At 69.8% G+C, this 12942-nt stretch carries 15 protein-coding genes (1 of these 15 running past the window's edge); 9 read left to right on the top strand and 6 right to left on the bottom strand.

Translation table 11 applies throughout. The annotated features are described in order from the left end of the window. The first annotated feature begins 405 nt into the window (after positions 1 to 405). The 4 genes from DA075_RS14550 to DA075_RS14535 all read left to right on the top strand — a co-directional run bounded on the left by DA075_RS14550 (position 406) and on the right by DA075_RS14535 (position 4374). The gene (locus DA075_RS14550; protein ID WP_099953838.1) at positions 406 to 645 is read left to right on the top strand and encodes a hypothetical protein; all 240 of its coding nucleotides are present in this window, start codon (positions 406 to 408) and stop codon (positions 643 to 645) included. A 443-nt stretch (positions 646 to 1088) separates the two neighbouring features. Beyond that, a complete protein-coding gene (locus DA075_RS14545; protein WP_099953837.1) occupies positions 1089 to 2564 on the top strand; it encodes a methyl-accepting chemotaxis protein in 1476 nt (491 codons plus the stop codon). A gap of 272 nt (positions 2565 to 2836) precedes the next feature. Continuing rightward, on the top strand, positions 2837 to 3028 hold the full coding sequence (locus tag DA075_RS14540; RefSeq protein WP_099953836.1) for a hypothetical protein: 192 nt from the start codon (positions 2837 to 2839) through the stop codon (positions 3026 to 3028). 311 nt (positions 3029 to 3339) lie between these two features. Next, positions 3340 to 4374, top strand: a complete 1035-nt coding sequence (locus DA075_RS14535; RefSeq protein WP_164712326.1) for a glycosyltransferase family 2 protein — start codon at positions 3340 to 3342, stop codon at positions 4372 to 4374. A gap of 39 nt (positions 4375 to 4413) precedes the next feature. On the opposite strand, the gene DA075_RS14530 is transcribed toward DA075_RS14535, so the two are convergent. Further along, positions 4414 to 4938 (bottom strand): CoA-binding protein, encoded by a 525-nt coding sequence (locus DA075_RS14530; RefSeq protein WP_099953834.1) that lies wholly within the window; start codon positions 4936 to 4938, stop codon positions 4414 to 4416. Further along, positions 4935 to 5717: an enoyl-CoA hydratase gene (locus tag DA075_RS14525; RefSeq protein WP_099953833.1), complete on the bottom strand. Its 783-nt coding sequence runs from the start codon at positions 5715 to 5717 to the stop codon at positions 4935 to 4937. The genes DA075_RS14530 and DA075_RS14525 overlap by 4 nt, the downstream gene beginning before the upstream one ends. Positions 5718 to 5813: 96 nt before the next feature. Between DA075_RS14525 and DA075_RS14520 the strand changes: the two genes are divergently transcribed. The 3 genes from DA075_RS14520 (at position 5814) to rpsI (ending at position 7417) form a co-directional block, all read left to right on the top strand. After that, positions 5814 to 6260 carry a PaaI family thioesterase gene (locus DA075_RS14520; RefSeq protein ID WP_232388266.1) on the top strand — a complete coding sequence of 149 codons (447 nt, stop codon included), beginning with the start codon at positions 5814 to 5816 and terminating at the stop codon, positions 6258 to 6260. A gap of 202 nt (positions 6261 to 6462) precedes the next feature. Then, the gene (gene rplM / locus DA075_RS14515; protein ID WP_048450043.1) at positions 6463 to 6924 is read left to right on the top strand and encodes a 50S ribosomal protein L13; all 462 of its coding nucleotides are present in this window, start codon (positions 6463 to 6465) and stop codon (positions 6922 to 6924) included. A gap of 1 nt (position 6925) precedes the next feature. After that, entirely contained in the window at positions 6926 to 7417 is a 492-nt protein-coding gene (gene rpsI, locus DA075_RS14510; protein ID WP_048450044.1) for a 30S ribosomal protein S9, read from the top strand. Positions 7418 to 7495: 78 nt separating this feature from the next. On the opposite strand, the gene DA075_RS14505 is transcribed toward rpsI, so the two are convergent. Continuing rightward, positions 7496 to 8020, bottom strand: coding sequence for a DUF5872 domain-containing protein (locus DA075_RS14505; RefSeq protein ID WP_099953832.1), 525 nt, complete (start codon positions 8018 to 8020; stop codon positions 7496 to 7498). A 236-nt stretch (positions 8021 to 8256) separates the two neighbouring features. Between DA075_RS14505 and argC the strand changes: the two genes are divergently transcribed. Beyond that, on the top strand, positions 8257 to 9198 hold the full coding sequence (gene argC, locus DA075_RS14500; protein ID WP_099953831.1) for an N-acetyl-gamma-glutamyl-phosphate reductase: 942 nt from the start codon (positions 8257 to 8259) through the stop codon (positions 9196 to 9198). A gap of 46 nt (positions 9199 to 9244) precedes the next feature. Here argC and DA075_RS14495 read toward each other — a convergent pair whose 3' ends face one another. From DA075_RS14495 to DA075_RS14485, 3 genes are all read right to left on the bottom strand, one after another. After that, entirely contained in the window at positions 9245 to 9949 is a 705-nt protein-coding gene (locus DA075_RS14495; RefSeq protein WP_099953830.1) for a glutathione S-transferase N-terminal domain-containing protein, read from the bottom strand. A 67-nt stretch (positions 9950 to 10016) separates the two neighbouring features. Then, positions 10017 to 10901: an NAD(P)-dependent oxidoreductase gene (locus DA075_RS14490; protein ID WP_099956594.1), complete on the bottom strand. Its 885-nt coding sequence runs from the start codon at positions 10899 to 10901 to the stop codon at positions 10017 to 10019. Positions 10902 to 10930: 29 nt separating this feature from the next. Next, positions 10931 to 12016 carry an isocitrate/isopropylmalate dehydrogenase family protein gene (locus tag DA075_RS14485; protein ID WP_099953829.1) on the bottom strand — a complete coding sequence of 362 codons (1086 nt, stop codon included), beginning with the start codon at positions 12014 to 12016 and terminating at the stop codon, positions 10931 to 10933. Positions 12017 to 12143: 127 nt separating this feature from the next. On the opposite strand from DA075_RS14485, the gene DA075_RS14480 reads away from it, so the two are divergent. Beyond that, positions 12144 to 12942, top strand: the 5' portion of a protein-coding gene (locus DA075_RS14480) for an epoxide hydrolase family protein (protein ID WP_099953828.1). It continues 350 nt past the right edge of the window; the window shows 799 of its 1149 coding nt (coding positions 1-799); its start codon is at positions 12144 to 12146; the stop codon falls past the right edge of the window.

Below are 12942 nucleotides of genomic sequence, written 5' to 3'. Positions count from 1 at the left end.
GGTCGCCCGGCGGCTTGCGCGTCCCCGACGAGGATGCCGGCTTCGTTCACGCCTCCGCCGCCAGCCGGTGCGAGCCTGCACCCGGAAGCAATCTTCTGGACATCATTGTCGACCAAGAAGACACCTGATCCGCCCAGTCTCGATGCCGCCTCGTCTTGGAGGCGGTCCGATTCCGGGCGGATCGGTCCGTTCGGGCGATAGTCGAGGACCGCCGTTCCGGCGCCGGTCGCGGCTTTCGCCCAGTCTCAAGTCTCGGGTTTTCCGCAGCGGAAGCTTGTTCGCGGCCCCTCGGCTGCTACATGCACGCGCACGGCCGAGGCCACCCGTTGCGGCCGGGATCGCCGGGCGGGCTGTCGCCTCCCCGGTCCAAACCCGCCCTCCCATCTGTTCTCCCGGAGAGACGTCGTGCTCCTGCGCTCCACCTTCCTCCTCGCCCTGACGACCAGTGCCGCTCTCGCCCAGCCGGTCCTGGCCGACCGCGCGGTGCTCAAGCAGCACTGCACCGGCGACTACCTGACCTATTGCGGCAACCTCTCGCCGGACGGGCCCGAGGTGCAGGCCTGCTTCCGCCAGAACAGGTCCAAGCTGTCCCCGGATTGTCAGGCCGCGATCACCAGCTACATGAAGGCGCAGCGCAAGGGATGAGGACACGGTCCGGCCCCTCTCCGACAATACGGCAACCGAACACGCGGGCAGGCGAGTTGGACGCCATAGTATTGCGTCCCAGTCTTTCTCGCCTTTCGCGGCTCACGACGGCGCGGAGCGGGCGTCCAGGCCACCGCCGCCAATCGCGGCCGAGCCTTCAGGACGCGCGCTCCAGGCTCTCTTGCCGGGCGATGCTGCCGCTCTATTTCATGTCGCACAGCGCCAGGGCGTCAGGCTGGCCCGCGCTGGGCGCAATGGCCCGTGCCAATAGTCTGATCACTTCCTGACAGTTGAAGCCATCTTCTACTTGTTCCCAGCGCGGTTGCGGTCGCGAAATAGGCCTTTTGTCATAGCTCGAGCGGGTTCAAGAAAAGTTTTTCTTCACTCTTCAATAATCATTCGGGCGCACCGTCTCCGGCACGTGCTGCGAGAGACCGCCCTTCGTGTCCTTCTTTCCATCGAGCCACGCCGCGCTTCTCGCGGCCGTCGACCGGTCGCAAGGCCGGATCGAGTTCGATCCGTCCGGGACGATCCTGGACGCGAATTCCTGCTTCCTCGCCCTGACCGGCTACACCCTGGCCGAACTCCAAGGCCGGCATCACAGCCTGCTGGTTCCCCCGGCCGAGCGGGAGAGCCCGGACTACGCGGCATTCTGGCAGGGCCTGCGGGCGGGACGGTTCGAGACCCGGGAATTCCGCCGGATCGCCAAGGACGGCCGGTCGATCTGGATCCAGGCCTCCTACAATCCGGTGCTCGACCGGCGCGGCCACGTCGTGCGTGTCGTGAAGCTCGCCTCCGACATCACCGCCCGCAAGGAGCACGACGCTTACCTGGCCGGCCAGATCGCCGCCCTCGACCGCTCGCAGGCGGTGATCCACTTCACCCCGGAGGGGATCATCACCGAGGCCAACGCCGTCTTCCTCGGGCTGATGGGCTACACCAGCGACGAGGTGGTGGGGCGCCATCACGGCCTGTTCGTCTCGGAGGCCGAGCGGGCGAGCCCGGGCTACGCCGCGTTCTGGCAGGCCCTGGCCGCCGGCCGCCACCAGGCCGGCGAGTTCCACCGCGTCGGCAAAGGCGACCGCGAGGTGTGGATCTTCGGCGCCTACAACCCGGTGCTCGACCTCGACGGCAAGCCCTGCGCGGTGGTGAAGTTCGCCACCGACATCACCCAGCAGGTGCTCGACCGCGAGCGCCGGATCACCGGCCAGCGGGCGATCGAGGCGGATATCGCGGCGATCACGGTCGCGGTCTCGGAGGTCTCGGAGCAGGCCCGCGCCACCTCCGAGCAGACGGTCCAGACCTCCGGCAACGTCGAGGCGGTGGCCGCCGGCACCGAGGAATTCGCCGCCTCGATCGCCGAGCTCGGCCGCCACGCCGCGGATGCCCGCACCGCCTCCGACGCGGCGGTGCGCAAGGCCCAGGATGCCGGCGGCATCGTGGCGAGCTTGACGCAGGCCGCCGACCGGATCGGCGAGGCGGTGTCGCTGATCCGCTCCATCGCCGACCAGACCAACCTGCTTGCCCTCAACGCCACGATCGAGGCGGCCCGCGCCGGGGCGGCGGGCCGCGGCTTCGCGGTGGTGGCCACCGAGGTCAAGGCGCTCGCCGGCCAGTCGGCCCGGGCGACCCAGGAGATCGGCACCCAGATCGACGCCGTGCAGGGCGCCACCTCCGAGGCGGTCGCGGCGATCGAGGCGATCGTCGCGGCGATCGGCTATGTCAGCGAGATCTCGGTCGGCGTGTCGAGCGCCATCACCCAGCAGGCCGCGGTGACCCGCGACATGTCGGCCAACATGCAGAATGCCGCCCGCAGCGTCGCCTCGGTGCGCCGGAACATGGAGCGGATCACCGGCTCGGCCGACGACGTCGACACCTCGATCCGCAAGGTCGCCCAGGCGGCGCGGGCGTTGCTCTGATTCAGGCGCGAAGACCGAGCTCAGGCACTGAGCCCGAGGAGCACCACCAGGGCGATCCCGAGAGCGAGGCACGAGGCTGCGGCGAACAGGACGGGCATCGGGTGGCCTCCAGAGGAGCGGCGACGGCGGCCGTGCTAGCGCCGGAGTGAGGCCGCTCCGTGACGATGGGTCAATAAGCGTGGCTGTGACGCCGCCGGCGGGTCGGGTCTGACCCGACTCGCCGCGGGAGGCATGTTCCTGTAGAATGGCTTCCTGAGCAAACAAGGAGAGCCATGCACCTCGTCGTCACGGCCCATACCCCGGACGGGCACCTTTCGTACCAGCGCTCCTCGCCGGAGGCGGCCCTGGAGAAGGCGGACGAGCTCGCGGCAGACGGCCACGAGTGGATCGTGATCACCGACATCACCGGCCGTCACTACGAGCCGGGCGAGTTCGACACCCTGTTCGTGAATCCGGGCAGCTGAGGGTACGGGGCGGGGCCGAATCGCCCCCGCCCGTCCCGCACCGACGACGGATCCCGGCCGTCCCGCTCGGGCCCGGCCGATCCGGAGCCTGACACGACCGTTCGGCGTAAGCCTCCGCCCCCGAAATGCGGTCCCGTTCCCCCGACTCGACAAGGTTGCTCCACCCCCGACCCGTGCTCTGATCGCGTTCGAGCGTGCAGGGCCGCAAGACCCGGTTCTCTGCGCCGGCTGACCTCCCGCGACATGCGCGCAGCCGGGACATGCGACCGAAACCTGCGACCGAAACTTGCACTCGAGGCCGAGGGGCGGACATGCCGAGCGTCGACGTCATCATTCCCTGCTATCGCTACGCGGATTTCCTCGCCGAGAGCGTCGGCAGCGTCCTGGCGACCGAGAATTGCGACGTCCGCGTCCTGATCCTCGACGACGCCTCGCCCGACCACACGCCGGAGGTGGCCGACGCCCTGTGCCGGGCCGATTCCCGCGTGGAATACGTCCGGCACGCGACCAACCGCGGCCACATCGCCACCTATAACGAGGGCCTGGCCTGGGCGCGGGCTGAGTGCCTGCTCCTCCTCTCGGCGGACGATTTCGTCACGCCCGGCGCCCTGGCGCGGGCCGCCCACCTGATGCAGGCGCGGCCGGAGCTGAGCCTGGTCTACGGCCCGTATCTCAGCGTCGAGGAGGGCAAGCCCCGACCGGAAATGCCGCCGGCCGATCTGGACGCCGCTCACACGATCTACGACACGCGGCAGTTCTTCGCGCTCAACCGCTTCATCAACCCGATCCACACCTCGACCGCCGTGGTGCGCACCGCGATCCAGCACCGCGTCGGCGGCTACCGGGCGGAGCTGACGCATTCCGGCGATCAGGAGATGTGGCTGCGGCTCGCCCTGCACGGATCCGTCGCCCGGATCGACCGGCCGCAGGGCGTCTGGCGCCAGCACGGCAGCAACATGTCGTCCTACTACTACGAGCAGATGCGGCGCGACATCGACCAGCGCAGGCTGATGTTCGACACGGTCTTCGGCTATCCCGAGGCCGCGCCGGTCGCCGACATGGCGGCGCCGATGCGGCTCGGGCTCGCCATGGCGGCGGTGCGCCACGCCAGCCAGCCCTTCGACCGCGGCGACGTGGCGGGCGCCCGCGACATGATGAAGCACGCCGCCGGAATCAGCCCGGCCGTGCGCCGCACGCGCCTGTGGTGGCTCCAGCGCGCCAAGCTGGCGATGGGCCCCCGCGCCTGGCAGGCCGTGCGCCCGATCGTCACCAAGCGGCTCGGCCTGTCGCTCGGCCGCTTCGTCGCCCCGATCGAGCGCCCGGACGCGGTGCAGGACGCGCGCTGAACCCCGGGCGGGCGCGGCGCGCCCTGAGCCCCACCGGCCTCACCGCTCCTCGATCGTCAGCTTCTGGAACCCCTTGGCGGCGAGCTTCGGCCGCTTGGCGCTGAGGATGCGGGAATTCACCCCCGTCCAGCCGATCTCGCCCGAGAGGCGGCCATACTCGATCTTCGGGCAGCGGTTCATCACCACGGTGACGCCCCGCGCCTCGGCCCGGGCCGCGCCTTCGTCGTTGCGCACCCCGAGCTGCATCCAGATCACCTGGGGCAGCGGGTCGAGGGCGAGCGCCTCGTCGACGAGGGGGCCGGCGGCCTCGGAGTTCCGAAAGATCTCCACCATGTCGACGGGTTGAGCGAGGTCGGCGAGCCGCGCCGCCACGGGCCGGCCCAGGATCTCGGACCCGGCAAGGCCCGGATTGACCGGGATCACCTGGTAGCCGCGCTCCAGCAGGTACTTGGTGACGATCCAGCTCGGCCGGGCCGGGTTGGCGGAGGCACCGACCAGCGCGATGCTGCGTACCTGCCGCAGGATCTTGCGGATCGCCTCGTCGTCGTAGCGGTCGTGGTTCATCGGGCCGCCTTCCGGTCGAGGAAGGCCGCGATGCCGTCTTCCGCCGCGCGGGCCAGCATGTTCTCGGTCATCACCCGGCCGGCATGGGCGTAGGCCTCCGAGAGCGGCATCTCCAGCTGCTCGTAGAAGGCGCGCTTGCCGACCCGCACCGTGTAGGCACTGCGGGCCGCGATGCCGGCGGCGAGATCCTGCGCGGCGGCGAGCGCCATGCCGGCCGGCACCACCCGGTTGACGAGGCCGAGGTCCTTGGCCTCCCGGGCCTCCGCCATCTCGGCGGTGAGCAGCATCGCCATCGCGGCCTTGCGCGACAGGTTGCGCGAGAGCGCCACCATCGGGGTCGAGCAGAACAGGCCGATCTGCACGCCCGGGGTGGCGAAGCGGGCCTCCTCGCCGGCCACCGCGAGGTCGCAGGAGGCGACGAGCTGGCAGCCGGCCGCGGTCGCGATCCCCTCGACGGCGGCGACCACCGGCTGCGGCAGGGCGGGAATCGCCATCATCACCGACGAGCAGAGATCGAACAGCTCCTTGAACCGGGCCGCGCCGCGGTCGCCTTCCGCCCGGTAGGCGGTCATCTCCTTCAGGTCGTGACCGGCGCAGAAGGCCGGCCCCTCCGCGGCCAGCACCACGGCGCGCACGCTCTCATCCGCGGAGAGCCGCGCGAATTCTTGCGACAGCGCCGTCAGCATCGCGTGCGACAGGGCATTGCGGGCCCGCGGCCGGTTGAGGATCAGGGTCGCGACGCCGTCGCGGTCGTCGCGGAGGAGCAGGGTCTCGGACATGCGGTCTCGGTTGCGGGCGGAACGGATGGCCTATTGTCCGGTGCCGGGCGCCGTGCTGCAAGATCGTGCAGACCGACAACCGGACCCGCCCCACGCATGCCTGATGTTCCTGTGCCCTTCGCGCTGAAGATGGACCGCGACGCGGTCTCGGCCTTCCTCGACGAGGTCTTCCCGCAGATCCATCACGGCGGCCCGGGCCCGGTGATCGAGAGCGTCGGCCCCATGACCGCAACGATGCGCCTGCCCTACCATGACCGTCATTTGCGGCCGGGCGGCACGATGTCCGGGCCCGCCATGATGGGGCTCGCCGACGTGGCGCTCTACGTCGCGATCCTGGCCCAGATCGGTCCGGTGGCGCTCGCCGTCACCACCAACCTGTCGTTCAACTTCATGCGCAAGCCGGCGCAAGCCGACCTCCTGGCGGAGGCGCGCCTGCTCAAGCTCGGGCGCTCGCTGGCCGTCGGCGAGGTGCTGGTTCGCAGCCAGGGGCGCGACGATCTCGTCTGCCACGCCACCGGCACCTACGCGCTGCCGCCGCGCTGAGCCGCACCACGATTTAGCGGTATCATGATACCGCATCATGGAAGCTGCTCGAAAAACTCGCTTTTTTGGCTCGGCGAGAGATCCGCGTCGCTTGACGGCGGCGCGGTCCTCGATTACTGAACCGGCCATCGCCGCCGCGCGCTCAGTCCTGACCGCGGCGGCGTCCTGTTTTTTTCGTCAAGACTTCCGGGACTTATCCGCGATGAAGACCTTTTCGCTGAAGCCCGCCGACGTCGACAAGAAGTGGGTGATCATCGACGCGGAGGGCCTCGTGGTCGGCCGCCTGGCGTCGATCATCGCGATGCGTCTGCGGGGCAAGCACAAGCCCCAGTACACGCCCCACGTCGATTGCGGCGATAACGTCATCGTCATCAATGCGGAGAAGGTGAAGTTCACCGGCCGCAAGTATAACCAGAAGGTGTACTACCACCACACTGGTTACCCGGGTGGCATCAAGGAGCGCTCGGCCAAGTTCATCCTCGAAGGCCGCTTCCCCGAGCGGGTCGTCGAGAAGGCCGTGGAGCGCATGCTGCCGCGCGGCCCGCTGTTCCGGCAGATCCTGGGCAACCTCCGGGTCTACAAGGGCAACGAGCACCCCCACACCGCCCAGCAGCCGGAGACGCTCGACGTCGCCGCTCTCAACCGCAAGAACGTGAGCGCGTAAGATGGCGACCCTTCAGTCTCTCGCCGACCTCGGCCAGGCCAGCAAGGCCCAGAATCTCTCGCAGGGCGAGAACGAGGCCCCGGTCCACGTCCAGAAGCTGGACTCCCTCGGCCGCGCCTACGCCACCGGCAAGCGCAAGGACGCGATCGCTCGCGTCTGGATCAAGCCCGGCGCCGGCAAGATCACGGTGAACGACCGTCCGGTCGACACCTACTTCGCCCGTCCGGTGCTGCGCATGATCCTGCAGCAGCCGCTCCAGGTCGTGGACCGCGTCGACCAGTACGACATCGTCGTGACGGTGGCCGGCGGCGGCCTCTCCGGCCAGGCCGGCGCGGTGCGCCACGGCCTGTCCAAGGCCCTGACCTATTACGAGCCTGAGCTGCGCAGCCCGCTGAAGCGCGAAGGCTTCCTGACCCGCGACCCGCGCGTGGTCGAGCGCAAGAAGTACGGCCGCAAGAAGGCTCGCCGCAGCTTCCAGTTCTCGAAGCGCTGAGCGACCCTTTCGGTCACGACACGATGCAAAGGGCGGGCCCGCGAGGGCCCGCCCTTTCTTCGTTGCGCTCGGCCGCGCTCAGGCGTTCAGCGCCCGCTCCAGCTCGCCCTTCGACATGGTGGAGCGGCCCGGGATGTTCTTCGCCCGCGCCTTCCGCATCAGCTCGGCCTTGGTCGGCCCGCCATCCCGGCCTCCGGTCCTGTGCGAGGCCTTGCGCGAAGCGGCCGCCTTCTTCGCCACGTCCTTCGGCTGCTTCGAGTGCTGCTTGCCCTTGGCGCTGTCGGCGCGCTTCTTGGCCGTGGAGCGCTTGTACTCGTCGTCGGAGAGCTGCTCGCGCGCCTTCTTCGGCAGGTAGCGCTCGCCGGTCTCGCCGCTCTTCTGGCCCGACTTGGTGCCCCACTCCTCGTCGGTCCATTGCTTGAGGTGGTTGTCGGACGATTTCTTGCCCTCGTAGCCGCCGCCCTCCTCCTTGTATTCCTGGACGGCCATCTGGGCCTTGCGGGCCGACCACTGGCCGGGCTTGCCGCCCTTCGAGGAGCGGGTGACGTCCTTCTTGATCTTCTCCCAGAGCTTCGGGTCGGTCTTCTTGGCGGTGCCGGCCATGACGGGATCCTCACGTCGTCTGCTTCGATCTGGCAGCACAACCGGAGCGCGCGGGCAGGGTTCCTCTGGGGCTCGGTCCCCCTGTGGATGGCCGGGCGACACGAGACCGTCGCAACAGCCGTGGCACGTTCACCACCCCGCGGACCGTCATTGCCGATTGACTTGATGGCCCCCCGACCCCAATCAACGCGCGCGTCGCCCGGCATCGGCCGATCCGCGCCACGGAGCTTCCGCCCATGACCCGCAAGCACAGCCCGAGCGTCTTCATCGACGGCGAGGCCGGCACGACCGGTCTCGGCATCCGCGAGCGCCTGGACGCCTTCACCGACATCACCGTCCGGTCGATCCCGCACGAGAGCCGCAAGGACCCGGAGGCGAAGCGCACCCTCCTGTCCGAGGTCGACCTCGTCATTCTCTGCCTGCCCGACGACGCCTCGCGCGAGACGGCGGCGCTCGCCGATTCGCTGCCCGGCGGCGGCCCGCGGCTGCTCGATGCCAGCACCGCCTACCGGGTCGACCCGGCCTGGACCTACGGCTTCGCCGAGCTGGCGCCGGAGCAGGAAGGCGCCATCCGGGCCTCGCGCCGCGTCTCCAATCCGGGCTGCTATCCGACCGGCGGCATCGCGCTCCTGCGGCCGCTGATCGATGCCGGGCTGATCCCGACCGATTTCCCCATCAGCATCAACGCAGTCTCAGGGTATAGCGGCGGCGGCCGCAAGATGATCGAATCTTACGAGGCCGGCGAGGCCCCGGCCTTCCAGCTCTACGGCCTCGGCTTCGGCCACAAGCACCTGCCCGAGACCCAGAAGTACAGCGGCCTGACCCGCCGCCCGATCTTCGTACCGTCGGTGGGCAACTTCCGGCAGGGGATGCTGGTGTCGATCCCGCTGCATCTCGACCTCCTGCCCGGCAAGCCGACCCCTGGCGACCTCGAAGCCGCCCTCGTCGCCCGCTACGCTGGCGCGACGCTCGTCAAGGTCGTGACCGGCGCCGAGGAAGGCGCGCATCGCGAGCGCATCGAGCCCGAGGCGCTGAACGGCACCGACCGGCTCGAGCTCCGGGTGTTCGGCTCCGACAGCCATCGCCACGCGGTACTGGTCGCGCGCCTCGACAATCTCGGCAAGGGCGCCTCCGGCGCCGCGGTGCAGAACCTGCGCCTGATGCTCGACCTCGACTGAAAACCCGCTCGCCGGAGGGCTCGAACGCCCTCCGGCGGCCTTGAGACTACTCCCGCGCCGGGATCTCCAGCCCCCGTTGCACCGCGGGCCGGGAGAGGCCCCGCTCCAGCCAGGCCGGGACGTGCGTGAGCGCGTCGTATTCCACCAGCTCCCGCGCCTCGTAGAAGCCGATCAGGTTGCGCACCCAGCCGAGCATCGCGATGTCGGCGATGGTGTAATCCGCGCCCATGATCCAGTCGCGGCCCGTCAGCCGCGTCTCCAGCACCCCGAGCAGCCGCTTCGACTCGTCGCGGTAGCGGTTCAGCGGCCGCTTGTCCTCGATCTCGCGCCCGGCGAACTTGTGGAAGTAGCCGAGCTGGCCGAACATCGGCCCGAGCGCCGCCATCTGGAAGAACAGCCACTGCGCGGTCTCGTAGCGCCCGGCCGGATCGGCGGGGATCAGCCGTCCGGTCTTCTCGGCGAGGTACATCAGGATCGCCCCGGACTCGAACAGGGCGAACGGCTTGCCCCCCGGCCCAGCCGGATCGAGGATCGCCGGGATCTTGCCGTTCGGGTTGAGCGACAGGAATTCCGGGTTCCAGGTCTCGTTCTTGCCGATATTGACGGCGTGCGGCTCGTAAGGAAGCCCCAGCTCCTCGAGCGCGATCGACACCTTCACGCCGTTCGGCGTCGGCCAGGAATAGAGCTGGATCCGGTCCGGGTGCCGGGCCGGCCAGCGCGCGGTGATCGGGAAGGCGGAGAGGTCGGGCATCGCAACAGGCTCCCTCGTGCGGGGGCCGCGACGATACCCGCCCTCTCCCGCCGGACAAGGCCGGCCGTCAGGTCCTCGCCGCGAAGTGCCTGGCGAGCAGCGGCAGGTGGTCGGCCCCGTGCCCGGCCTCGACGAGAGCATCGAGATCGGCCAGCACCCCGTCGGCGACGGCGCGCTCGGCCCCCAGCGTCTCGGCCATCGCCACGTAGTAGCCCAGGTCCTTATGGGCATTGGCGATCGAGAACCGCATCGGTGAGGAATCGCCGGCGAGGAGGAAGGGCGACAGCCGGTCGAGGGCCGCGCCGTAGCCGCCGCCCTTGCGCAGCACCTCGACCAGCACGTCGGGTGCGATCCCGGCCTTCCCGGCGCAGGAAGCGGCCTCGGCGATCAGCGTGACCGTGCCGAGCGACACGTAATTGTGCAGGAGCTTCAGGGTGTGGCCCGCCCCGGCCTCGGGGCCGGCATGGAAGATATTTTCGGCGAAGGCCGAGAGCAGCGGCCGCATCGCCGCGAACAGCTCGGGCTCGGCCCCGACCAGGAGGTTGAGCCGCCCTTCCGCCGCCTCCTTCGGCGTACGGGTCATCGGCGCATCGATGAAGCGCCCGCCTGCTTCGCCCACCGCCGCCGCGACCCGCTTCGTCGAGGCCGGGATGGCGGTCGAGCAATCGACCACCACGGTGCCCTTGCGTAAGGTGGCGAGGAGCCCGCCCTCCCCGAGCAGCACGTCCTCGACCTGCGGCGTGCCGGTGACGCACAGGATGATCACCTCACTCGCCCGCGCGAGCGAGGTCCGGTCGGCATGGCGCGTCGCGCCCAAGGCGTCGAGGTCGTCCGTCGGCTGGTTGCCCGGATGGTCGAGATAGCCGAGAGGCCAGCCCTTGCGCGCGAGGTTGAGGGCGATCCCGTGCCCCATCAGCCCGACGCCGACGAGACCCACGCTCTGCTTGCTCATGATGCTCATGTCTCCCAACGATGAATGAATCACGCGAGGGCCCGGCGCACCGCGTCGGCGACCTCGGTGCAGGTCGCGCTGCCGCCGAGATCGCGCGGCACCGCCCGCCCCTCGGCGAGCACCGTGCCGAGAGCCGCCTCGATCCGGTCCGCAGCCTCTGTGAGGCCCGCGTCGGCTTTCCGGTCGGCGAGCCAGCGCAGCATCATCACCCCTGACAGGATGGTGGCGACCGGGCTCGCGACGTTCTGCCCGGCGATGTCCGGCGCCGAGCCGTGGGCGCCCTGGAACAGGGCGTGGCTGTCGCCGATCTCGCCCGAGGGCGAGATGCCCATGCCGCCGACGGTGGCGGCGCCGAGATCCGAGATGATGTCGCCGAACATGTTCTCGGCGACGATCACGTCGTAGAAGTCGGGCCGCTTGAGCATGTGCACGGTGATCGCGTCGGCATAGGCGTAGTCGATGGCGATGCCCGGATAGTCACCGTGCACCTCGTCGCAGATCCGGCGGAAGAAGGCGTAAGCCCGCAGGATGTTGGCCTTGTCGCAGACCGTGACCCGGCGCTGCCCGTCCCGCTTCGCGCCGCTGCGCTTGCCTGCGAGGTCGAAGGCGAAGCGCGCCACCCGCTCGGTGCCCTTGCGGGTCACGACCAGGCTGTCCGTCGCGACCTCGTCGCGCAACACCACCCCGGCGCCGCGGCTGGCATAGAGCCCCTCGGTGTTCTCGCGCACGATGACGTAGTCGATGCCGCCGCCCTCGAAGGCGCGCAACGGAGAGAGCACGCCGGGCAGGAGCTTGATCGGCCGGACATTGGCGTAGAGGTCGAGGCGGAAGCGCAGGCGCAGGTGCAGGTCGTTGCCGACTTCCGTTCCGTCCGGATAGACCACGCCCGGCAGGCCGGCCGCCCCGTGCAGGATCGCGTCGGCGTCGCGGCAGACCGCGAAAGTGTCGTCCGGCAGGACCTCGCCGCTCTTCTGGTAATGCCCGGCGCCGCCCTCCAGCATCGCGAAGGCGAGGGTGCCGGTGCCGCAGGCCTCCGCCAGCACCGCCATCGCCGCCTTCGTCACCTCGGGGCCAATGCCGTCGCCCTCGATGGTGGCGATGCGATACTGCGCCATTTCTCCGCTCCTCCCCTTGAGATCCGCAGGCAGCGCGGAACCTTTGCGGGGGCGCGTAGCATAGCGCCGCGGGCCGCGACATCCGGTCCGACGCATGCAAGGGATACACGGCAAGGAGGAGCCGCCGATGACGGGAGAGCCGTTCACCTACCACGTTCCGGATGCCGCGATCGCCGACCTGCGCGAGCGCCTCGCCCGCACCCGCCTGCCCGACCAGGCACCCGAAGCCCCGTGGACCTACGGCACGGACGTCACCTACCTCGCTGACCTCGTCGCCTACTGGCGCGACAGCTTCGACTGGCGCGCGCAGGAAGCTGCGCTCAATGCCTTCCCGCAGGCCAAGCTGCGGGTGGGAGAGATCGACCTCCATTATCTGCACGTTCCGGGCCGGGGGCCGAATCCCCGTCCGCTCCTCCTCTGCCACGGCTGGCCCGGCTCGGTGTTCGAGTTCCTCGACCTGATCCCGCGCCTGATCGATCCGGCCCGGTTCGGAGGCAGGCCCGAGGACGCCTTCACGGTGGTGGCGCCGTCGCTCCCCGGCTACGGCCTGTCCTTCCGTCCCGGTCAGCCCCGACTTGGCGTCGAGGAGATCGCCGATCACTTTGCGGAGCTGATGACCCGCCTCGGCTACGACCGCTTCATGACCCAAGGCGGCGATTGGGGTGCCTTCATCACCACGCGGCTCGCCTGGCGCCACCCGCAGCGGGTCGAGGGCTTGCACCTCAACATGCTGCCGGTGCGCCGCGATCTCTCCGGCCGCGACGCGACGCCCGAGGAAGCGGCGCATTACGCGCGCGTCGGCGCCTGGCTCAAGGAAGAGACGGGCTACCAGTGGATCCAGGGCACCAAGCCCCAGACGCTGGCTTTCGCGCTCACCGACTCGCCCTCCGGCCTCGCCGCCTGGATCGCGGAAAAATTCCGGTCCT

This window comes from Methylobacterium currus (genome assembly GCF_003058325.1).
GTDB classification, from domain to species: Bacteria; Pseudomonadota; Alphaproteobacteria; order Rhizobiales; family Beijerinckiaceae; genus Methylobacterium; species Methylobacterium currus.
This window is presented reverse-complemented; position numbering and strand designations above follow the sequence as displayed.